At 77.4% G+C, this 20,582-nt stretch carries 18 protein-coding genes; 12 read left to right on the top strand and 6 right to left on the bottom strand.

Annotated elements, in window-relative coordinates:
* Window positions 1-17 precede the first annotated feature (17 nt).
* Window positions 18-1,835: a glycerol-3-phosphate dehydrogenase/oxidase gene (locus AC3WUG_RS07080; protein ID WP_217614425.1), complete on the bottom strand. Its 1,818-nt coding sequence runs from the start codon at window positions 1,833-1,835 to the stop codon at window positions 18-20.
* Between the two features lie 177 nt (window positions 1,836-2,012).
* Here AC3WUG_RS07080 and AC3WUG_RS07075 point away from each other — a divergent pair, with 177 nt between their 5' ends.
* The 3 genes from AC3WUG_RS07075 to AC3WUG_RS07065 are packed head-to-tail and all read left to right on the top strand — an operon-like array spanning window position 2,013 to window position 4,465.
* On the top strand, window positions 2,013-3,029 hold the full coding sequence (locus AC3WUG_RS07075) for a sugar-binding transcriptional regulator (protein WP_492327030.1): 1,017 nt from the start codon (window positions 2,013-2,015) through the stop codon (window positions 3,027-3,029).
* A 25-nt stretch (window positions 3,030-3,054) separates the two neighbouring features.
* A complete protein-coding gene (locus AC3WUG_RS07070; RefSeq protein ID WP_492327029.1) occupies window positions 3,055-3,861 on the top strand; it encodes a TetR/AcrR family transcriptional regulator in 807 nt (268 codons plus the stop codon).
* Window positions 3,862-3,916: 55 nt separating this feature from the next.
* Complete coding sequence (locus AC3WUG_RS07065; protein WP_492327028.1) at window positions 3,917-4,465, top strand: amino-acid N-acetyltransferase; 549 nt, start codon at window positions 3,917-3,919, stop codon at window positions 4,463-4,465.
* Here the strand turns inward: AC3WUG_RS07065 and AC3WUG_RS07060 are convergent.
* On the bottom strand, window positions 4,462-5,412 hold the full coding sequence (locus AC3WUG_RS07060) for an HhH-GPD family protein (RefSeq protein ID WP_492327027.1): 951 nt from the start codon (window positions 5,410-5,412) through the stop codon (window positions 4,462-4,464). The two genes, AC3WUG_RS07065 and AC3WUG_RS07060, sit on opposite strands and share 4 nt — an antisense overlap.
* 118 nt (window positions 5,413-5,530) lie before the next feature.
* Between AC3WUG_RS07060 and AC3WUG_RS07055 the strand changes: the two genes are divergently transcribed.
* A complete protein-coding gene (locus AC3WUG_RS07055; protein WP_492327026.1) occupies window positions 5,531-7,033 on the top strand; it encodes a hypothetical protein in 1,503 nt (500 codons plus the stop codon).
* 89 nt (window positions 7,034-7,122) lie between these two features.
* Window positions 7,123-7,716, top strand: a complete 594-nt coding sequence (locus AC3WUG_RS07050; RefSeq protein WP_492327025.1) for a hypothetical protein — start codon at window positions 7,123-7,125, stop codon at window positions 7,714-7,716.
* A 21-nt stretch (window positions 7,717-7,737) separates the two neighbouring features.
* On the opposite strand, the gene disA is transcribed toward AC3WUG_RS07050, so the two are convergent.
* Window positions 7,738-8,814, bottom strand: coding sequence for a DNA integrity scanning diadenylate cyclase DisA (gene disA / locus AC3WUG_RS07045; RefSeq protein WP_147794436.1), 1,077 nt, complete (start codon window positions 8,812-8,814; stop codon window positions 7,738-7,740).
* A gap of 118 nt (window positions 8,815-8,932) precedes the next feature.
* On the opposite strand from disA, the gene radA reads away from it, so the two are divergent.
* From radA to AC3WUG_RS07015, 6 genes are all read left to right on the top strand, one after another.
* Window positions 8,933-10,348, top strand: a complete 1,416-nt coding sequence (gene radA / locus AC3WUG_RS07040; protein ID WP_492327024.1) for a DNA repair protein RadA — start codon at window positions 8,933-8,935, stop codon at window positions 10,346-10,348.
* Window positions 10,349-10,420: 72 nt separating this feature from the next.
* Window positions 10,421-11,080, top strand: a complete 660-nt coding sequence (locus AC3WUG_RS07035) for a TetR/AcrR family transcriptional regulator (RefSeq protein WP_492327023.1) — start codon at window positions 10,421-10,423, stop codon at window positions 11,078-11,080.
* A complete protein-coding gene (locus AC3WUG_RS07030; RefSeq protein ID WP_492327022.1) occupies window positions 11,077-12,003 on the top strand; it encodes an ABC transporter ATP-binding protein in 927 nt (308 codons plus the stop codon). The genes AC3WUG_RS07035 and AC3WUG_RS07030 overlap by 4 nt, the downstream gene beginning before the upstream one ends.
* A complete protein-coding gene (locus AC3WUG_RS07025; protein WP_492327021.1) occupies window positions 12,000-13,649 on the top strand; it encodes an ABC transporter permease in 1,650 nt (549 codons plus the stop codon). The genes AC3WUG_RS07030 and AC3WUG_RS07025 overlap by 4 nt, the downstream gene beginning before the upstream one ends.
* Window positions 13,650-13,774: 125 nt before the next feature.
* A complete protein-coding gene (locus AC3WUG_RS07020) occupies window positions 13,775-14,989 on the top strand; it encodes a hypothetical protein (protein ID WP_492327020.1) in 1,215 nt (404 codons plus the stop codon).
* A gap of 413 nt (window positions 14,990-15,402) precedes the next feature.
* A complete protein-coding gene (locus AC3WUG_RS07015; RefSeq protein WP_492327019.1) occupies window positions 15,403-16,338 on the top strand; it encodes an aldo/keto reductase in 936 nt (311 codons plus the stop codon).
* Between the two features lie 120 nt (window positions 16,339-16,458).
* Here the strand turns inward: AC3WUG_RS07015 and AC3WUG_RS07010 are convergent, their stop codons facing one another.
* From AC3WUG_RS07010 to AC3WUG_RS07000, 3 genes are all read right to left on the bottom strand, one after another.
* Entirely contained in the window at window positions 16,459-18,114 is a 1,656-nt protein-coding gene (locus AC3WUG_RS07010; RefSeq protein ID WP_492327018.1) for a sensor histidine kinase, read from the bottom strand.
* On the bottom strand, window positions 18,111-18,845 hold the full coding sequence (locus AC3WUG_RS07005; RefSeq protein WP_324844592.1) for a response regulator transcription factor: 735 nt from the start codon (window positions 18,843-18,845) through the stop codon (window positions 18,111-18,113). Before AC3WUG_RS07005 ends, AC3WUG_RS07010 begins: the two co-directional genes overlap by 4 nt.
* 89 nt (window positions 18,846-18,934) lie before the next feature.
* Window positions 18,935-19,312 carry a VOC family protein gene (locus AC3WUG_RS07000; RefSeq protein WP_492327017.1) on the bottom strand — a complete coding sequence of 126 codons (378 nt, stop codon included), beginning with the start codon at window positions 19,310-19,312 and terminating at the stop codon, window positions 18,935-18,937.
* Window positions 19,313-19,534: 222 nt separating this feature from the next.
* Between AC3WUG_RS07000 and AC3WUG_RS06995 the strand changes: the two genes are divergently transcribed.
* On the top strand, window positions 19,535-20,560 hold the full coding sequence (locus AC3WUG_RS06995) for a phosphatase PAP2 family protein (RefSeq protein WP_492327016.1): 1,026 nt from the start codon (window positions 19,535-19,537) through the stop codon (window positions 20,558-20,560).
* The last annotated feature ends 22 nt before the right edge of the window (window positions 20,561-20,582 follow it).

The following is a 20,582-nucleotide window of genomic DNA, read 5'->3' as shown; positions in this document are numbered from 1 at the left end:
CCGCTAGGTGGTACTGATCATGTCCCTGCCGGACCGGCAGTGGCAGGGGTGTGGGGCGACGAACCCGGCTTGGTACCGGGCCGGACCGGGTCGGCGTCGAGCGGCAGCAGCGGCGCGAGGTCCTCGGCGGCGTCGCGCGCGGCCTGGGCGGCGGCGTCGTCCGTCTTCTCGGCGGCGGCCTGCTCGGCGGCGGCGCGCTGCCGGTAGGCGTCGATCTCCCGGGCCCGGGTGGCGTCGTCCCAGCCGAGCCGCGGCGCGATGATGTCCGCGATCGCGTCCAGCGCGCTGACGCCCTTGTCCGCCACCTCGTAGTTGAGGCGCGTGCGGTGCATGAGCACGTCGTCGAGGTGCAGGGCGCCCTCGTGCGTGACGGCGTAGGCGATCTCGGCGCCGATGTACGCGGCCGCCCCGGGGACCGGCTGCCCGAGCGACGGGTCCTCGTCCACCATCTCGAGCAGCTCGCCGAGCAGGGAGCCGTACCGGTGCAGGAGGTGGTCCATGCGGCCCCGGTCCCAGCCGTACCGGCTGCCGATGTCGCGGGCCTGGCGCTGCAGGACCTCGAGGCCCTCGGCGCCGACCAGCGGGATCTTGTGCGTGATCGACGGCAGCGTGGTGGCCCGGGAGCCGATCGCGAAGTCGACCGCGTCCTTGGCCATCACGCGGTAGGTGGTCAGCTTGCCACCCGCGATGACCGTCAGGCCCGGGGTCGGGGAGGCGACGGTGTGCTCGCGGGAGACCTTGGCGGACGAGGTGCCCTCCTTGGTGCCCGGCTGCAGCAGCGGGCGCAGGCCGGCCCAGGTGCCGATGACGTCCTCGCGGGTGATCGGCCGGGACAGCACCGCGTTCGCGTGGTCGATGACGTAGTCGATGTCCTCGCTGGTGGCCACCGGGTGCACGAGGTCCTGCTCGTACGGGGTGTCGGTGGTGCCGATCACCCAGTAGCGGGACCACGGGATCACGAACAGCACCGACTTCTCGGTCTGCAGGATGAGGCCGACGTTGCCGGCGATGCGGTCGCGCGGCACGACGATGTGGATGCCCTTGGAGGCGAGGACCCGGAGGCCGCCCTCGGTGCCCGCGAGTGACTCGGTCTGCTCGGTCCAGACGCCCGTGGCGTTGATGACGTGCCGCGCGCGGACGGTGAGGCGCTCGCCGGTCTCGAGGTCGACGAGCTCGGCGCCGGTGACCGCGCCGCCCGAGGTGGTCGTGAGGCCGACGACCTGGGTGCGGGAGGCGGCGTGCGCGCCGTAGGACGCGGCGGTGCGGATCAGGGTCGAGACCAGGCGGGCGTCGTCGACGTTCGCGTCCCAGTACTGGATCGCGCCGACCGCGGCGTCGTGGCGGAGGTCCGGGAACTTGCGCTCGAGGCCCTTGCGGGTGACGTGCTGGTGCAGCGGCATGGCGCGCTTGCGCCCGTTGACGCTGGCCAGCGTGTCGTACAGCGCGATGCCGGCGCCGACGTACGCGCGCTCCCAGACCCGGTTCTCGAGCGGGTACAGGAACGGCACCGGCTTGACCAGGTGCGGGGCGAGGTCGCTGATGAGCAGGTCGCGCTCGGTCAGGGCCTCGCGCACCAGGTGGAAGTCGAGCATCTGCAGGTAGCGCAGGCCGCCGTGCACGAGCTTGCTCGACCGGCTGGAGGTGCCGGACGCCCAGTCCTGGGCGTCGATGACGGCGGTGGACAGGCCGCGGGTGACCGCGTCCAGCGCGATGCCGGCGCCGGTGACGCCGCCGCCGATGACGAGGACGTCGAGCTCCGGCCCGCCCTCCGTGGTCGCTCGCAGGGCCGCCAGCGCGTCGTCACGCAGGCGAGGGGTCAGTGCTGCGGTCCTCATGTCAGCTCCATCGCGGTCTTGCCTCCCGGCCGTCGGTGCCCTGGCCGCGGGCGCTCGTGGCCCCGCAGACTGGGACCTCGGTCCTGTCTGTTCGCTATCGTCGTCACGTTGCGAACAGACGCGCAACCGCAGTGCACGAATGTGCAGGGACTGAGGTCCCGGACGAGGAGGTCGACGATGACCGACCGGGAGCAGGACGTGCTGCGCGCGGCGTCCATGTACTACCTGCAGGACGTGAAGATGGACGTCATCGCGCGGCACCTGCACACCTCGCGGTCGACGGTCTCGCGGCTGCTGAAGCGGGCCCGGGAGACGGGCCTGGTCGAGATCACCCTCCGCCCGTCCAGCACCCGGGCGCCGAGCCTGGGGCGGTCGATCTCCGCCGCCTTCGGCATCGACACCTACGTCGTGCCCGTCCCGGACTCCGGGGAGCCGGCGGACACCCTCGACCAGGTGGCCCGCGCGACCGCGCGCCTGCTCGCCTCGTGGTTCGACTCCGACATGATCCTCGGCGTCGCCTGGGGGACGACGCTCGCGGCGGTGTCCCGGCGGCTGCCGCCCAAGGCCACGCACGGGAGCGTCGTCGTGCAGCTCAACGGCGCGGCCAACACCCGGACCTCCGGCATCGAGTACGCGAGCGACCTGATCGCGTCGTTCGGCAGCGCGTTCGGCGCCACCGTGCACCACTTCCCGGTGCCCGCGTTCTTCGACTACCCGGAGACCAAGCAGGCGATGTGGCGGGAGCGGTCCGTGCGCCGCGTGCTCGACGAGCAGGCGCGCGCCGACATCGCGCTCTTCTCGGTCGGCTCGGTGACCGGGTCGGTGCCGAGCCACGTCTACTCCGCCGGCTACCTGGACGACGACGACGTCGAGCTGCTGCACGAGCAGTCCGTGGTCGGCGACGTGTGCACGGTGTTCCTGCGGGCGGACGGGTCGTGGCAGGACGTGCCGCTGAACGCGCGCGCGACCGGGCCGTCGCCCGAGCAGCTCCGGCGCATCCCGCGGCGGCTGTGCGCGGTGGCGGGGGACAACAAGGCGGTGCCGCTGCTCGCCGCGCTCCGGGCGGGGACGATGACCGACCTGGTGGTCGACGAGCGGACGGCGGCGCGGCTGCTGGAGCTCGCGCGGTCCGGGTCGGGCGTGCGGGCGCGCGGGGCGGGCGGCGGGACGGGCGCGCGCGCAACATCCCGGTGACGCGCGGCTGCTACCGTCCGCGCGCATGACGGCCCCCACCCCCGACGCGGCACGTCCCGCCGCCCGGCCCGGGCGGCCGCGCGCCGCGGACTCCCGCGACACCCGGGGCGACGTGCTCGCCGCGGCGGCGGCGCTGTTCAGCAGCGTCGGGTACACGGCCACCTCCACCTACGCGATCGCCGAGCGCGCCGGGGTGAAGCAGGCGTCGATCTACCACCACTTCCGCGGCAAGGACGTCCTGCTGCGGACCCTGCTGCTCGACACCGTGCGTCCGTCCCTCGACCTGGCCGACGAGCTGCTCGACGCCCCGGGCGACCCGGCGGCCCGGCTCTGGGCGCTGTGCGACGCCGACGCCCGCTGGCTCGCCCACGGGCCGGTGAACATCGGCGGGCTCATGCAGCTGCCCGAGGTGGAGGGCGAGGCGTTCGCGGAGTTCCGCGCGGAGCGGTCGCGGCTGCGCGCGCGGTACGACGCGCTGGTCGCCGCGGTCCTCGGGCGACCCGAGTCCGAGCGGCCGGCGGAGGCGACGCTCGTGTTCGGGCTGGTCGAGACCGTGATCGCCGCCCGGCGCTCCGGCGGCCGGGCCGTCGCCCAGGACGTGGCGCCGCTGGTCGGCGACGCCGCGCTGCGGGTGCTCGGGCTCGGCGGGACCGAGGTGCGCCGCGCGCGGGCGGGGGCCGCGGAGCTGGGGGCGTCGGGGCCGGACCCGCTGGGCGCGCGGGACGTGCCTGACGCGGCGGGCACGGCGGAGGTGCCGGACGTGCTGGACGTGCCCGGCCCGCCGGGCGCCGCGGACGTCCCGGACGACGCCGGCGCCGCCGCGGCGGGCTGACCGCCGGCGTGGACCCGGCGGGCGCCGGCGACGGTGCCCGTCGTAGGTTGTGGGCGTGACCGACCCCGCCGCGCCGTCGACCCCCGCCACCCCGCCCGACCAGCCCGGCTACCGGGTCCGACCGGCCCTCCCGGCCGACGTCCGCGGCATCCGCGACCTCGTGCAGCCGTACGCGGACGAGCGGATCCTGCTCGCCAAGGAGCTCGTCGGCTACTACGAGGCGATCCAGGAGTTCCAGGTCGCCGAGGCGCCGGACGGCACGCTCATCGGCTGCGGCGCCCTGCACGTCATGTGGCAGGACCTCGCGGAGATCCGGACGCTCGCCGTGGCGCGCGCGTGGCGCGGGCGGGGCGTGGGGCACGCGCTGCTCGAGGGGCTGACCGACCGGGGCCGGGAGCTCGGGCTGAGCCGGCTGTTCTGCCTCACCTTCGAGGTGGACTTCTTCGCCGCGCACGGCTGGGGCACGATCGCCGGTCCCGCGGTCCCGCCCGAGGTGTACGCCGAGCTGCTGCGGTCCCACGACGACGGGGTCGCGGAGTTCCTCGACCTGGCCCGCGTGAAGCCGAACACCCTGGGCAACACCCGGATGATCGTCGACCTCTAGCCAGCCCCCGCGGGCAGGCGGTAGCGCGGGCGCTCCGCGTCCTCGCCCGGGACCTGCTCGACCAGGCCGTCGACCAGCAGCCCGGCGAGGCAGCGGTCCCGCTGGACGTCGTCGGGCCACACCGCCGCGACCGCCTCGGCCGGCGCCGGCTCCAGCGCCTCGCGCAGCAGCGCCATGATCCGCCCGCGCACCTGCCGGTCGGTGCCGGCCCACTTCTGCGTGCGGCGCCGGAGGGCGTGCGCGTCGTCGGGCTTGCCGGCCAGGCGCCACGCGCACCGGTCGGCGACCGGGCAGGCCTCGCACCGCGGTGCCCGGGCGGTGCACACCAGCGCGCCCAGCTCCATCGAGGCCGCCGCCCAGCGCGCGGCTCCGTCGTCGTCCGCGGGCACGAACGCCTCGGCCAGCCGACGCTCCCCGACGGTCAGCGCGGGGGCCGGCAGCGCGGCGCCCTCGGCCACCCGCGCGAGCACCCGCCGCACGTTGGTGTCGAGCACCACCGAGCGCAGCCCGAACGCGAACGCCCGCACCGCCGCCGCCGTGTACGACCCGATCCCGGGCAGCGCGAGCAGGGCGTCCTCGTCGGACGGCACGACGCCGCCGTGCCGCTCGACCACCGCCCGCGCGCACTCCTGCAGCCGCAGCGCGCGCCGGGGGTAGCCGAGCCGGTCCCAGGCGCGCAGCACGTCGGCGGGGCTCGCGGCGGCCAGGTCGGCGGGCGTCGGCCACCGGGTGGTCCACGCGCGCCAGGCGGGCTCGACCCGGACGACCGGCGTCTGCTGGAGCATCACCTCGCTGACCAGCACGCCCCACGGCGTCCGGTCGGGGTGCCGCCAGGGGAGGTCGCGGGCGTGCGCGGCGAACCAGTCGACGACGTCCGCGCGGATCCCGTCCGGGTCGAGCCCGGGCGGAACGGCGGCGGGAGGGGCGGACGGCGGCACGGGGGCCATCCTCACCCGGCCCGCGCGCGGGCACCGAATCGCCCGGCGGTGGGCCGTCCGGGCGAATCTCGAGGCCGCGCGTCTCCACGGTCTTCACCCAGGTGGCGGCGGCCGCCATAGTGCACCCGTGACATCGACCGCCCCGCCCTCGGAGCCCACCGACGTCGAGGACCGCACCCGGCTCCGGACCGCGTGGGCGGCCGCCGCCGACGAGGCGGACGCCCCCGCCGTCGCCGAGCGCCTGCTGGCCGGCGCGGCGGCCGACCCCGCCGACGACGACGAGCACCGGTGGCACCGGGCGCGGCTCCTGCTGACGACCGGGCGACCTGCCGACGCGCTCGCCCTGCTGCCCGACGCCGACCGGTCGCGCCTGCTCGCCGACAAGCCGCGCGGCTGGTCGGACGTGGTCGCGCTCGCGTGCTGGACGGCCCAGGGCGACGTGGACGCGCGGGGCGCGCTGCTCCGGTTCGGCGCCACGCTGCCGCCGTCGCACGCGCCGGTCCACGCCGAGCTGGTCGCGGCCGCGGGCCGGCTCGCGGGCGACCTGACCCTGGCGGACGACGCAGCGCTGGCGCTGACGTCGCGCCGCACCCCGTCGTCGGTCCGGTACCGCGCGGTCGCGCACCTCGTGCGGCGCAGCACGGTCGACCCGGGCCGGGCGGCCGCCACCGTCGTGGACGCGGCGCACGCCCTGCTCGAGCTCGACCCGCCCGCTGACCGGGACACCGCCACGACCGAGCGGGTCGTCGCGGACCTGGCGGCGCGCGGGGACGGCGCGGGTGCCGCGCTCCTGGTCGACGCGCTCGCCGACCTCCGGCCCGGCAGCCCGGGGCTGGCGGCCCTCCGCCGCCGGCTGCCGCTGCGCCGGAGCTGGCTGTCGACGGCGACCCCGCTGCTGACCGCGGTCGTGGGGTGCGTGGTGATCGTCGTGGCGGCGGTGCAGCTGCACCTCCCTGCGATCGTCGTGACGGCGTCCGTGCCGGCGTGGCTCATCGGATCGCTGCGCGTCCGGCCCCGCGGCTACCCGCAGCTGACCCTCGTCGACGAGCGTGCGCTGGGCCTGGCCCGGCGGCAGACGCTCCGGGTCTACCCGAACCGCGCGGTCCAGGTGGTCGTGCTGCTGCTCGCGGCGGCCACAGGCGCCGTGCTCGCGGCGATGCTGTCCGCCGTCGTGTCGGAGGCGCTGCTGCCGGGCGTCGAGCTGGGCGAGAGCACCGCGCTCGACCTGTCGGTGCTGGCGGCCGTCCTCGCCGGCGCGGTGCTCGCCCCCTCCGGGATGACCCGGCTGCGCCGCGCGTCCCTGGCGCGCCGCGCGCGGCGCGACGCGGAGGCGGCTCGCGCGCGGGAGCTCGTCGACCTCGCGCGCTGCGCCTGCTGGCAGCTCGCGCACGCGCGCGGCGACGTCGCGACCGGTTACGCGGCGCAGCACCTCGGGGCGGGAGACCTCGCGGGGCTGCGCGGGCTGGACCTCGGCGCCGGAGCCGCGGCGGAGGTCCGGGCGTGCGCCACCACGGGCCTGCGCTGGCTCCTGGTGCGCGAGCCGGGCGAGGCGGGCCCGGTCCTGCTGCGCGGCACCGCGCCCGGGCCGGTGGTGTTCGCGGAGGAGAAGGGGACGGGCGGGTACCTCTGACGGGCTCGCGCCCGGCGGCGCGCCGCGCCCGGAGCCCGACGGGCGCCGGGCTACCGTGGACGCGGCAAGTCGAGCGGAGGGACCGGGACATGGGCGTGCTGCGGCCGGAGGGCTCGCTGCCCGCGCGCGTGTACTGGATCCGGCGCGCCGTGGTCGTGCTGGTGCTCGTGCTCGTCGTCGTGCTCGCGGTGTTCGGCGTGCGGGCGCTGCTCGGCGGCGGGGGCGGTGACGACGCGGCCGCACCCACCGGCGGCGCCACCACGCCGGCCCCCACCGAGGAGGAGACGACCGCGGGCACCCCCGCGTGCGAGCCGGGGGCGATCGGCCTCGAGATGTCCGCCGACGCGACGACCTACCCGGCGGGCGCGCTCCCGACCTTCACGATCCGCATCACCAACACCGGCGGCACGACCTGCCTGCTCGACGCCGGCGACGCGCAGCGCCAGGTGCTGATCACCTCGGGCAGCGACCGGATCTGGGCGAGCACCGACTGCGCCACGGGCGAGACCCTGCAGCTGCTGCTCGCGCCCGACCAGGCCGACGAGCGCCAGGTGCAGTGGGACCGCACCCGGTCGGTCGAGGGCTGCACCCCGGACCAGCCCCAGGCGCAGCCGGGGACCTACCAGGCCGTGCTCGCGCTCGGCGGGGTCAGCACCCAGCCGGTGGTGTTCGGGCTGGAGTGACCCGCAGGGAGTCCCCGCAGGTCAGACGTAGCGCTCGAGGATGCTCGACTCCGCGAGCCGGGACAGGCCCTCGCGCACCGCGCGGGCGCGCTGCTCGCCGACGCCGTCGACCGCCATGAGGTCGTCGATGTTGGCGGCCAGGAGCTTCTGCAGGCCGCTGAAGTGCCCGACGAGCCGGTCGACGATCGCCGCGGGGAGCCGCGGGACCTTGGAGAGCAGCCGGTAGCCGCGCGGGCCGGTGGCGGCGTCCAGCATCTCGACTCCCGACGGCAGGCCGAGCTCGCGCGCGATGAGCGCGAGGTCGAGCAGCTCGGTCGAGTCGAGCGCCGACAGCGACGCGGCGATGGCGTCCCCGTCGCGGCGGGACGCGTCGAGGTAGTCGCGGATCACCAGCTCGCTGTCCGAGCCGATGCCGCCGGTGAGCTCGTCGAGCTGCAGGGACAGCAGGCGGCCGTCGGTGCCGAGCTCGACCACGTAGCCGGCGATCTCCTCCGAGATGCGGCGGACCATCTCCTGGCGCTGCACGACCACGCACACGTCGCGCACGGTGACGAGGTCCTCGATCTCGAGCGCCGAGAGCGTGCCGCTGACCTCGTCGAGGCGGGCCTTGTACCGCTCCAGCGTCGCGAGCGCCTGGTTCGCGCGGGACATGATCGCGTCGGCGTTCTCCAGCACGTGCCGCTGCTCGCCGACGTACAGGGCGATGATCCGCATCGACGCGGACACGGAGATGACCGGCAGCCCCGTCTGCTTCGCGACGCGCTCGGCGGTGCGGTGCCGGGTGCCGGACTCGGACGTCGAGATGGTCGGGTCCGGGAGCAGCTGGACGGCGGCGCGCAGGATGCGGCGCGAGGCCGGGTCCATGACGATCGCGCCGTCCATCTTGGCGAGCTCGCGGAGCCGGGTGGCGGAGAACTCGACGTCGAGCTCGAACCCGCCTGAGCAGATGCTCTCGACCGTGGCGTCGTGCCCGAGCACGATGAGCGCGCCGGTGCGGCCGCGCAGGATGCGCTCCAGGCCGTCGCGCAGCTCGGTGCCGGGCGCGACCGCGGCGAGCGTGTGCCGCAGCAGGTCGTCGGGCGGCGTGGTGGTGGGCACGGCGCGATCCTACGGGCCGCCGGGGACACGCCGCGTGCGCTGCGCGCGCCGCGGACGTCGCGATTCGGTCACGGTGCGGTGCCGGGGCCTGTCGGTGGCGGCCGTTAGCGTGACGGCCGTGTCGACCACCACCTCCTCCCGGACCGCCCGGCCCGCCTTCCGCTGCACCGAGTGCGGCTGGACGACGTCCAAGTGGGTGGGCCGGTGCGGCGAGTGCCAGACCTGGGGCTCGGTGTCGGAGGACACCGGCCCGGGCGGCGCGGCGCCGCGCACGGCGGTCATGGTGCCGCTGCGCGGGGCGGCCCGGCCGATCGCGGAGATCGACGTCGAGGCGGCCCGCGCGCTGCCGACCGGCGTGGGGGAGCTCGACCGGGTGCTGGGCGGCGGCCTCGTCCCGGGCGCGGTCGTGCTGCTCGCGGGGGAGCCGGGCGTCGGCAAGTCGACCCTGCTGCTCGACGTCGCGAGCCGGGCGGCGTCCGGCGGGCGCACCGTGCTCTACGTGACCGGCGAGGAGTCCGCGGGCCAGGTGCGGCTGCGCGCCGAGCGGATCGGGGCGCTCGCGGACACGCTGCTGCTGACGGCCGAGACCGACCTCGGCACGATCCTCGGCCACCTCGCGCAGACGGAGCCCGACCTGCTGGTGCTCGACTCGGTGCAGACCGTCGCGTCGTCGGCCGTCGAGGGGTCGCCGGGCGGCGTGGCCCAGGTGCGCGAGGTCGCCGCCGCGCTGATCTCCGCCGCCAAGGAGTGCGCGCTGCCGGTGCTGCTGGTCGGGCACGTCACCAAGGACGGGTCGGTCGCGGGACCCCGCACGCTGGAGCACCTGGTGGACGTGGTGTGCCAGTTCGAGGGCGACCGGCACTCGCGCCTGCGGCTGCTGCGCGCGACCAAGAACCGGTTCGGCCCGACGGACGAGGTCGGGTGCTTCGACCTCACCGAGACGGGCATCGTCGGGCTGGCGGACCCGTCCGGCCTGTTCGTCTCGCACGAGCGGCACCACGTCCCCGGCACCTGCGTGACCGTGACCCTCGAGGGCCGGCGGCCGCTGGCCACCGAGGTGCAGGCGCTGGTCGCGCCGTCGATGCTGAGCAACCCCCGCCGGACGACGAGCGGGGTCGACGGCTCCCGGCTCGCGATGGTGCTCGCGGTGCTCCAGCGGCGCGCGGGCCTCAAGGTCGGGGACCAGGACGTGTACGTGTCGACCGTCGGCGGCGCGCGCGTCGTCGAGCCCGCGGCCGACCTGGCGCTCGCGCTGGCGACCGTCAGCAGCCGGGAGAACGTGGCCCTGCCGCCGCGCCTGGTCGCGATCGGCGAGGTCGGGCTGGCGGGGGAGATCCGCCCGGTGACCGGGACCGCCCGCCGGCTCGCGGAGGCGGCCCGGCTCGGGTTCACGCACGCGGTGGTACCGGCCGGGTCGCTGGAGAAGGGCCAGACGCCGGAGGGGATGCGGGTCGCGCAGGCGGCCGACCTCGGCGAGGCGGTGCGGCTCACGCGCGCCGACACCGCGCGGGTGCAGGCGCGCCCCGAGGGCTGACGCCGCCGCGCCGGGGGCGGTCCGGGATGACCCCCTTGCCGCCGGGCTGAACACGCGTTTAGTCTGCTGAACGTGCGTTCAGCGACGACCGACGACGACCTGACCGCCCGCGCCCGGATCCGGGACGCGGCGCTGCTGCGGTTCGCCCGCGACGGCTTCGGCGCCGGCCTGCGCGCCGTCGCCGCCGACGCGGGCGTGAGCCCGGCCCTGGTCATCCACCACTTCGGCTCCAAGGACGGCCTCCGGGAGGCCTGCGACGCGTACGTGCTGGACCGGATCCGGTCGCAGAAGGAGGCGTCGCTGACGACCGAGACGCCGCGGGAGTCGATGGCGCACCTGGCCGACCTCACGCAGTACGGGCCGGTGTTCGGGTACGTCGTCCGCAGCCTGGCGTCCGGCGGCGCGCTCGCGTCCCGGTTCGTCGAGGACATGGTCGCCGCGACCGAGGACTACCTGGCGCTCGGGGTCGCGGCGGGCACCGTCAGCCCGTCGGTCGACCCGGCGGGCCGGGCCCGGTACCTGGTCGCCCAGAGCGTCGGGCTGCTGCAGCTCGCGCTGATCGACGCCGAGGCGGGCCGCGCGCCGTCGCCGACCCTCGAGCCCGTCGCCGCGTTCACCGCGCTGTCCCGCTGGGCGGTCGTCCCGGCGGTGGAGATGCTGACCGAGCCGCTGCTCACCGACCACGACCTGCTGGCGGCGGCCCTCGACGAGCTCGCCCGGGAGGAACCATGACCACCCACCCGACCACCTCCGCCGCCGTCGAGGTCCGCGGCCTCGTCAAGGCGTTCGGTCGCCGCCGGGCGCTCGACGGGCTCGACCTGACCGTGCGCGAGGGGGAGGTGCACGGCTTCCTCGGGCCGAACGGCGCGGGCAAGTCGACGACGATCCGGGTGCTGCTGGGCATGCTGCGCGCCGACGCCGGCGAGGCCCGGGTGCTCGGCGCCGACCCGTGGCGGGACGCCGTCGCCCTGCACCACCACCTGGCGTACGTGCCGGGGGAGGTCGACCTGTGGCCCAACCTGACCGGCGGCGAGGCGATCGACCTGCTCGGCCGGCTGCGCGGCGGGCTCGACCCGCGGCGGCGCGCGGACCTCGTCGAGCGGTTCGAGCTCGACCCGACCGTGCGGGTGCGCGCCTACTCGAAGGGCAACCGGCAGAAGGTCGCCCTGGTGGCGGCGCTGGCCGCCGACGTCCGGCTGCTGGTCCTCGACGAGCCGACGAGCGGGCTGGACCCGCTGATGGAGGCGGAGTTCCAGCGCTGCATCCGGGAGGCCGCGGGGGACGGGCGCACGGTGCTGCTGTCCAGCCACATCCTCGCGGAGGTCGAGGCGCTCTGCGAGCGCGTCACGATCATCCGCGCCGGCCGCGCGGTGCGGTCGGGCACGCTCGACGAGCTCCGCGGGCTGACCCGGACCGCGGTCGTCGTCTCGCTGCGGGACCCCGACGCCGCGCTCGCCGCCCTGCAGGGCGCGCCGGGCGTCCACGACCCCGCGCGCGTCGACGGCCACGTCCGCCTCGACGTCGACGCCGAGGCGCTGGACGGCGTGCTGGCGCTGCTGCCGCGGTTCGGGGTCCGGGGCGTCACCGCGCACCCGCCGACGCTCGAGGACCTGTTCCTGCGGGAGTACGGCGAGGCCGTGGGGAGCCCGCGGTGACCGCCCTGGCCGCGCCGGCCGCCCGCCCCGCGGCGCCCGCGGGCCGGAGCGCGGCGGACCGCTGGGCCGGCACCGGAGCGCTGGTCCGGGTGGCGCTGCGGGTCGAGCGGGTGCGGCTCCCGGTGTGGCTGGTCGCCGTCGCCGGGCTGACCGCCGTCTCCGCGTCGTCGGAGGCGGACCTGTTCCCGACGCCGGAGTCCCGCGCCGCGCGCGCCGAGCTCATGCGGTCGCCGGCCGCGACCGCGCTCGGCGGTCCGGGCTACGGCCTCGACGACTACACGATCGGCGCGATGGTCGCGAACGAGCTCGGCGCCTGGGTCGCGCTGGCGCTCGCGATCATGTCGGTGCTGCTCGTCGTCCGGCACCTGCGCGGGGCGGAGGAGTCGGGGCTCCTCGAGGTGGTCCGGTCGACGCCGGTGGGGCGGGACGCGCCGGTGCTCGCGGCGGTGGTCGTCGTCACGCTCGCGGACCTCGCGATCGGTCTGGCGCTCGCCGCGGCGCTCGTCGGCGCGGGGCTCCCGGCCGCCGGCGCGCTGGCCTTCGGGCTCGGCTGCGGGCTGGTCGGGCTCACGTTCGGCGCCACCGCCGCCGTCGCGGCCCAGCTGGTCGCGCACGCCCGGACGGCGTCGATGCTGGGGACGGCCGCGATCGGCGCGGGGTTCGTGCTGCGGGCCGTGGGGGACGTGCGGGCCCCCGAGAGCGGCAGCGTGCTCAGCTGGCTGTCCCCGTTCGGCTGGTCGCAGGCCACCCGCGCCTGGGTCGACGAACGCTGGTGGCCGCTCGCGCTGCCGGTGCTCGCCTCCGCCGCGGCGTTCGGCGTCGCGGCGCTGCTGGCGGAGCGGCGCGACCTCGGCGACGGCCTGCTGCCCGAACGCCCGGGCCGCGCGCACGCCTCGCCGCGGCTGACCGGGATCGCGGCGGTCACCCTCCGCCGGCTCGCCGGAGCGCTCGCGGGCTGGACCGTCGGGGTGGCCGCGATCTGCGGGCTGGTCGGGGTGCTGGCCCGCGAGGTCGTGCAGTTCATCGAGGACGAGCCCGCGCTCGGGGCGTTCTTCGGCGAGGGGTCGGCCGCGGCGGCGGACGCCGCGCTCGCCCGGTACCTGCTCGTGGCGGTGGCGCTCGCCGCGGCGGCGGGGGTGCAGGGCGTCGCCGCGGTGCGTGCCGAGGAGGCGGCCGGGCGTGCGGCGCACGTGCTCGCCGGGCCGGTGGGCCGGACGCGGTGGCTCGGCGCGCAGCTCGCGGTCGTGCTCGGCGCGGTGACGGCCATGGTGCTGCTCGGCGGGCTGGTCATGGGCCTCACCGCCGCGGCCACGCTCGACGACCCGGCGCTGGTCGCCCGGCTGCTCGGCGCGGCGCTCGCGCAGGTGCCCGCCCTGCTGGCGGTGACCGGCGTGGCCGTGCTCGTCCTCGGCGTCGCGCCCCACGCGTTCGGGCTGGCGTGGGCGTACCTCGGCTACGTCGCGCTGACCGCGATGCTCGGCGGGGTGCTCCCCGACGGCAGCGACGTCGCGTCCCCGCTCCGGTACACGCCGGGGATGCCCGCCGAGCCGATGGACTGGCCCGCGGTGCTCGTCCTCGCGGCGGTCGCGGCGGCGCTGGTCGGCGGGGGCGTGCTCGCGTTCCGGCGCCGCGACCTGCTGGCCTGAGGGGCGCGCGGCCGCCCGCGCCGGTCCGCCGGGAGCCGCCGCCCGGCCGCTAGGCTGCCGCGGGACCTCCGGGCCGGCGCGCTGACGCGGTCGAGCCCGACCGGAAGGCGGCAGGGAGTTCGTGCATGAGTGACACCGACGGGCGCTTCGCGCGCCGGGAGACCGGCACGCCGGCGCCGGGCGTCGGGCGGTTCGGCGACGACCGGCCGCGGTGGCCGAGCCTGCGCGGCGACGGCGACGCGGGGGCCGGGGCGGGTGCCCCGGCGGGCGCGACGACGCCCGGGAGCCCGGTGACGCCCTCGGGTGCGACGACGCCGGCGACCCCGGTGGCACCGGTGGCCCCCGCTGGCCCCGCGGCCCCCGCTGCCGCGTGGACCCCCGCCGGCACGCCCGGCGACCCGGCCCCCGGCGACGTCCCCCCGCCCTCCCGGCGCAGCCGGCGGTTCGCCGCCGCGGACGACGCCGTGCCGTCGGAGCCGGTCGACCCCGCCGAGCGCACCGCCGCCCTCGCCCGCGCGGACGCCGCGCTCCAGGCCGGCGAGGCCCAGGCCCGCACCGCGGCCCTTCGGCGGGCGGACGCGGCGCTGCACGCCGCGGGCGCGGCGGACACGGCCGGCGCGCCTGGCACGGCCGGCGCGACCCCGGGCGGCGACGACCCGGACGGCCCCGACGCCGCGACGCCGTCCCGCGGCCGGCGCCGGTGGGTCGTCGTCGGTGCGATCGCCGCCGCGGTGCTCGTGCTCGGCGGCGCCGGTACGGCCTGGTTCCTCACGCGCGACGACGCCGGCGGCACGGCGGCCGCCCCGCCGGACGTGGTGCTGCCGTCGCCCACCGCGTCGGTCGCCCCGGCGGCCCGCGCGGCGACCACGGCGTTCGCGAGCGCGCTGCCCGGCACGCTGCTGCAGTACGCGCTGGCGTCCTCCGCCGACGACGAGGCCTGGCTCGCCCAGGGCGCCGTCGAGGCCTACGCCGAGACGTACACCGACGGGGCCGACGGCACCGTCACCGTGCAGGCCGGCCAGTGGGAGACGCCCGAGGAGGCCGCCGCGGCGCTCGCGGCGGTCACGGCGACGCTGCCGACCGCGGACGCCGCGGCCGCGGCGGACACCGCGACCGGGGAGGCCACCGCCGGCGCCTCCGCCGACCCCACCGCCGCGGGGGGACCGGCCGTCCTGCTGCAGGGCGAGGTCCTCGTCGGCGGTGCGCCCGCCGGGACGGTCACGGTCGTCGACGCGGGGGACGGCACCGGCGTCGCGGCGTGGAGCAACGGCACCACCGTCTTCCTCGTGCGCGGCCCGGCCGCGGACATCCGCAACCTGTACGCCGCGTACCCCCTCTGACGCACGGCGTCCGCGCGCCCGTCCCCGCGGGCCGGCCGCGCGCGGCGAGTCCCGCGCGGCCGCTCCGGGGCGGCGCCTCCCGCGCGGCACCCTCCCGCGCGGCCGCCGCCGCGCGCCCGCCGAGCGAGCAACCGACACGTCGACCGAGTAGTCAGCGGCTGCTCGCCCGACGCGTCGGCTACCCCCTCGCCGCGCAGCCCCGCACCGCACCGCCCCCGCACCCCGCGCCGCGCACCCCCGCGGCGCCGGGGGTGGGTCCGGCGGGCGGTCCCGTCGGGCGCCGCCGCGGCGCGTGGGGTAGACCGGAGACCGGCGGCCCCGACGGCGCGACCGCCCCCCACGCCCGCCGCCACCCCGCGGCGCGCCCCTGCGGCGCCGACCCCCCGGCCGGCGCCGTCCGACCGAGGAGGACCATGGCACGCATCGGCACCACCGACCTGGACGTCCTGCCGCTGAACCTGGGCGGCAACGTGTTCGGCTGGACCGCGGACGAGCGGGCCTCGTTCGCCGTCCTGGACGCGTTCGTCGAGGACGGCGGCAGCTTTGTCGACACCGCGGACGTCTACTCCGAGTGGGGCGACGGGCACGAGGGCGGCGAGTCCGAGGCGACGATCGGGCGCTGGATGGCCGCGCGCGGCAACCGCGCGGAGGTCGTGGTCGCGACGAAGGTCGGCAAGCTCAGCACGCGCCGCGGCACCTCCCGGGCGGTGGTCCGGGCCGCGATCGACGACTCGCTCAAGCGGCTCGGCACCGACTACGTCGACCTCTACTACGCGCACGAGGACGACCAGGACACCCCGCTGGAGGAGACGGTCGCCGCGCTCGGCGAGGTCGTCGCGGACGGCAAGGCCCGGTACGTCGCGGCGTCGAACTTCTCGCCCGAGCGGCTGGCCGAGGCGCTGCGGATCGCCGACGACCTCGGGGTGGCCCGGTTCGTCGCGCTGCAGCCGCACTACAACCTGGTGCACCGCGGCGCCTACGAGGGCCCGCTGCAGGAGCTCGCCGTCCGCGAGGGGCTGGGCGTGCTGCCGTACTCCTCGCTCGCGAGCGGGTTCCTCACCGGCAAGTACCGCGACGGGTCCCCGGCCGTCGACAGCCCCCGCGCCGGCTCGGCCGGGCGGTACCTGGACGACCGCGGGCGCCGGGTGCTGGCCGCCCTCGACGCGGTCGCCGCGGCCCACGGCACGTCGGTGACCGCCGTGAGCCTGGCGTGGCTGCGGGTGCAGCCGGGCGTCGTCGCGCCGATCGCGAGCGCGCGCTCCGTCGACCAGCTGCCCGACCTGCTCGCCGGCGCGGCGCTGGAGCTCGCGGACGACGAGATCACCGCGCTGTCGGACGCCTCCGCCTGACGAGGCCGCCGACCACCTCCCCGACGGAGGGATCCACTCGCACGGGCACGCCCGGGCGTGCCCGTGCGAGTCGATCCATCCGCGAGGGCGGAGCGAGGGGCGCAGGCCCCCGCGCGCGCCTCAGCCCGCCGCCGGCGCCCCCGCGGCGCCCACGGCCAGCGCGCCGGCCGCCCCGGCCAGCGGCAGCCGGACGGTGAACGTCGTCGCCCCGGGGGTGCCGTCGACCTCGATCGTGCCGCCGTGCGCCGTGACGACGGCGTGCACGATCGCCAGCCCGAGGCCCGTCGACCCCGCGGCCCGGTTGCGCGAGGCGTCGCCGCGGGCGAACCGCTCGAACAGCCGCGACCGCAGGGGCTCGGCGATGCCCGGGCCGTCGTCCCGGACCCGCAGCACGGCGCGGTCGCCCTCCCGCGCGACGGCGACCACCACGGTCGTGCCGGGCGGCGTGTGCACGCGGGCGTTCGACAGCAGGTTGACCAGGACCTGCCGGAGCCGGTGCTCGTCGCCGACCACCGACGCGGCGGGCGGCCCGTCGTCGTCCGCCCCGTCGTCCGCCGGGCCCTCCAGCGCCCCCAGGTCCAGCCGCCACGCGTGGTCCGGCCCGGCCGCGTGCGCGTCCGCCACGGCGTCGACGGCCAGCGCCGCCAGGTCGACCTCCTCGGTGTCCAGGTCGCGCCCCGCGTCCAGCCGCGCGAGCAGCAGCATGTCCTCGACCAGCGAGGTCATCCGGCGCGCCTCCGACTCCACCCGGCCCATCGCGCGCACGACGTCGTCGGGCAGGTCGCCCGGCAGGCGCTGCACCAGCTCGGCGTAGCCGCGGATCGAGGCCAGCGGCGTGCGCAGCTCGTGGCTGGCGTCCGCGACGAACCGGCGCACCTGCGTCTCGGACTCGTGCCGGGCGGTCAGCGCGGACTCGACGTGGCCGAGCATCCGGTTGAGCGCCGACCCCACCTGGCCGACCTCGGTGGCCGGGTCGGTGTCCTCGTCCGGCACCCGCTCGCGGATGTCGACCTCGCCGCGGGACAGCGGCATCTCGGAGACCCGGGTCGCGGTGGCGGCCACCCGGTCCAGGGGCCGCAGCTCGCGCCGCACCAGCACCGTGGCGAGCGCGGCGGCGACCAGCAGGCCCAGGACCGCGACGACCACCTCGACCACGACGTAGTCGTCGACGGTCGACGTGATGCCCGCGAGGGGGACGGCGGTGACCGAGGTGCTGCCGTTGCCGGACTCGACGGCGATCGCGCGGTAGCTGCCGAGGTCCGGGAGCTCCACGGTCCCCGGGTCCTGGCCCGGCTCGACCGCGAGCAGCGCGGCCAGCTGCTCGTCGGTGAGGCCCTGCACGTCGCCCGAGGCGTCCAGGTAGCCGGCGACCGGCGTGCCGTCCGCCGTCTCGAACACGCTCACGGTGCCGACGTCCTGGCCGGGCAGCCCGAACGCGGGCGGGACGCTGCCGCCGCCCTGCGTCCCGTCGTCGGCCTCGGACCCGGTCCCCGATCCGTCGCCGGACCCCGACCCGTCGCCCGACCCCGCCGTCGGCGCCCCCGACGGCAGCTGACCGGGCATCGTCCCGCGGTCGAGCCGGTCGGGCGCGGCCGCGGCCCGGCGGCTCGCGTCCTCCAGCCGCTGGTCGACCTGCGTCATCAGGGAGCTGCGCAGCGCGAGCGTCGACACCAGCCCCATGACGGCGGCGACGGTCGCCAGCAGCGCGACGACGACGGCCACCAGGCGCCGGCGCAGCGTCCAGCGCGGGCGGGCCGGCCGGGGGCGGGCGCTCACGCCGCGGGCTTGAGGACGTACCCGACGCCCCGCAGGGTGTGCAGCATCGGCGTCCGGCCCTTGTCGATCTTCCGGCGCAGGTACGAGACGTACAGCTCGACGATGTTCGCCTGGCCGCCGAAGTCGTACTGCCAGACCCGGTCGAGGATCTGCGCCTTCGACAGCACGCGCTTCGGGTTGCGCATGAAGTAGCGGAGCAGCTCGAACTCGGTGGCGGTCAGGCGGATGTCGTCGCCGCCGCGGCTCACCTCGTGCGAGTCCTCGTCCATCCGCAGGTCGCCGACGACCAGCACGGCCTCCTCGCGCTCCGAGACGGCGCCGGCGCGGCGCAGCAGCGCGCGCAGCCGGGCGACGACCTCCTCCAGGCTGAACGGCTTGGTGACGTAGTCGTCGCCGCCGGCGGTGAGGCCGGCGATCCGGTCCTCGACGGCGTCCTTCGCGGTGAGGAACAGCACCGGGACGTGCGGGTGGGTGGCGCGGATGCGGCGCAGCACCTCCAGGCCCGACAGGTCGGGGAGCATGACGTCGAGGAGGATCACGTCCGGCTCGAGGGTCCGGGCCTGCTTGATGGCGGCCTGGCCCGTGAGGGCGTGCTCGACCTGCCAGCCCTCGTACCGCAGCGCGGTGGAGAGCAGCTCGGCCAGGGTGGCCTCGTCGTCGACGACGAGGGCCCGCACCGGCTGGCCGTCCGGACGGGTGAGGGCGTCGCGCTGGAGCGTGGAGGTGGTCATGGCACGAGCATGGGCGCGCGACCTGGGGCGCCCCTGACGTCGTCCTGTGGGAATCCTGTGAGCCGCGCAGGTGCGCGCCCGGGGGTCGCTCAGTCGCGCTCGATCACGGACAGGACGTTCCCCGACGGGTCGGTGAACCAGGCGATCAGCGGACCGCCGCCCCGGAACACGCCGTCCTCGTCGGTCTGGGTGGGCGTGCCCTCGTACCGCTCGAACCGCACGCCGCGGCCGCGCAGCTCGGCGACGGCGGCCGGCACGTCGGCGACCGGGAAGTTCAGCACGGTGAACGAGGCGGGCACGTGCGCCTCGCCCTTGGGGTAGAGCAGCACGTCCCGGCCCGACAGGTGCAGCAGGAGCATCCCGTCGCGCTCCTCGGCGTCGAGGCCGAGCACGTCGGCGTAGAAGGCGCGGGCGGCGGGCACGTCCGCCACGGAGTAGCCGCTGAAGGACTCGCTGAGGTCGAGCATGACGGACTCCCTCGTCGTCGTGGCCCCGCGGCGGCGTGCGGGCCGCGTGCGGGCCGGGTCCGCCCAGCGTGCACCCGGGACGGCGCCCGCGGGAAGATCGGGCGGCGTCCGGCCTCGTCCGGCCCCGTCCCCGCGCACGGCCGTCGCCGACCTGGTGGAGGATTCGTGTGCGGCCCCGGCGCCGCCCGGACCGCGGCGACCCGCTCGCCTACCGTGGTCCCCATGCCCCGCCCGACCTCCGCCCCGGCGACCCCCTGGCGCGCCCCCGAGGCCGCCGACGGGGGCCCGGGCCGCGTGGACCCGCCGGCCCGCTGGCGCACCCCCGCCGGCACCGCGCGCCGGGTCGCGTCGGCCCTGCTGGTGGCGCTGGTCGCCGTCGCGGGCATCGGCGTCACGTGGCGGGTGTTCGTCGGCACCGAGCAGGGGCAGGCGGTCGACCAGGCGTCGCTCGACGGCGCGCACATCGGCCAGAACCGGCTCTGGGAGGTCGCCGAGCCGGTGCTGGACGTGGTCTCGGTCGGCTTCATCGCGGCGGCGATCGTCGCGTGCGCGGTGATCGCGTTCGTGCGGCGCCGCTGGGGTCTGGCGCTGGTCGCCGCGGGCGTGCTCGCCGGCGCGAACGTCACGACCCGCGTCCTGAAGTACGGGGTGCTCGACCGGCCGGACCTGGGCTACGGCCCCGAGTTCAACACGCTCCCCAGCGGGCACACGACGGCGGCGGCCTCGGTCGCGGCGGCCGTGCTGCTCGTCGTGCCGCCGCGAGCCCGGCCCTGGGCGGCGGTGCTCGGCGGCGCCTACGCGGGCGCCACGGGCGTCAGCACGCTCGTCGGGCAGTGGCACCGGCCGTCGGACGTCGTGGCGGGCCTGCTGGTCGTGCTGGCGTGGGGCGCGCTCGCGTGCGCGGTGCTGGCGCTCGGCGTCGACACCGCCACCGATCGCCGCCCGCCGACGGCCGCCCTGCGCACCGTCCCGCGCGCCGGCCGCCCCGCCCGCGGGGACGGTCCCGGCACCGCCGTGGCGGCGTGGCTGCTCGCCGTGGTGACGGCCCTCGCCGGGGGCGCCGCGGCGGTCGCGCTGCGCCGCACCTGGCTCTCCGACGACCCGGTCGGGTCCACGGCCGCGCTGCTGACGTCGTACGGTGGCGGGGCGCTGGGCATCGTCGCGGTCGCGGCCGCGTCGTCCGGCGCGCTGCTGGTGCTGCGCCGGTCGGCCACCTCGGGGTCGGACCGGGTGGGACCGACGTCGTAGAGTTCCCCCGCACCGGCGGTGA

The organism is Cellulomonas sp. EB106-03-03-XG116 (assembly GCF_058792015.1).
The sequence above is the reverse complement of the archived record's forward strand: the minus strand, read 5'-3'. Positions and strand labels throughout refer to the sequence as shown.

Excerpts from the sequence above, each read along its gene's own strand:
- AC3WUG_RS07080 (WP_217614425.1), bottom strand. The coding sequence starts at position 1,835 with ATGAGGACCGCAGCACTGACCCCTCGCCTGCGTGACGACGCGCTGGCG.
- AC3WUG_RS07075 (WP_492327030.1), top strand. The coding sequence starts at position 2,013 with ATGACCGACCGGGAGCAGGACGTGCTGCGCGCGGCGTCCATGTACTAC.
- AC3WUG_RS07070 (WP_492327029.1), top strand. The coding sequence starts at position 3,055 with ATGACGGCCCCCACCCCCGACGCGGCACGTCCCGCCGCCCGGCCCGGG.
- AC3WUG_RS07060 (WP_492327027.1), bottom strand. The coding sequence starts at position 5,412 with ATGGCCCCCGTGCCGCCGTCCGCCCCTCCCGCCGCCGTTCCGCCCGGG.
- AC3WUG_RS07050 (WP_492327025.1), top strand. The coding sequence starts at position 7,123 with ATGGGCGTGCTGCGGCCGGAGGGCTCGCTGCCCGCGCGCGTGTACTGG.
- AC3WUG_RS07030 (WP_492327022.1), top strand. The coding sequence starts at position 11,077 with ATGACCACCCACCCGACCACCTCCGCCGCCGTCGAGGTCCGCGGCCTC.
- AC3WUG_RS07020 (WP_492327020.1), top strand. The coding sequence starts at position 13,775 with ATGAGTGACACCGACGGGCGCTTCGCGCGCCGGGAGACCGGCACGCCG.
- AC3WUG_RS07015 (WP_492327019.1), top strand. The coding sequence starts at position 15,403 with ATGGCACGCATCGGCACCACCGACCTGGACGTCCTGCCGCTGAACCTG.
- AC3WUG_RS07005 (WP_324844592.1), bottom strand. The coding sequence starts at position 18,845 with ATGACCACCTCCACGCTCCAGCGCGACGCCCTCACCCGTCCGGACGGC.
- AC3WUG_RS07000 (WP_492327017.1), bottom strand. The coding sequence starts at position 19,312 with ATGCTCGACCTCAGCGAGTCCTTCAGCGGCTACTCCGTGGCGGACGTG.
- AC3WUG_RS06995 (WP_492327016.1), top strand. The coding sequence starts at position 19,535 with ATGCCCCGCCCGACCTCCGCCCCGGCGACCCCCTGGCGCGCCCCCGAG.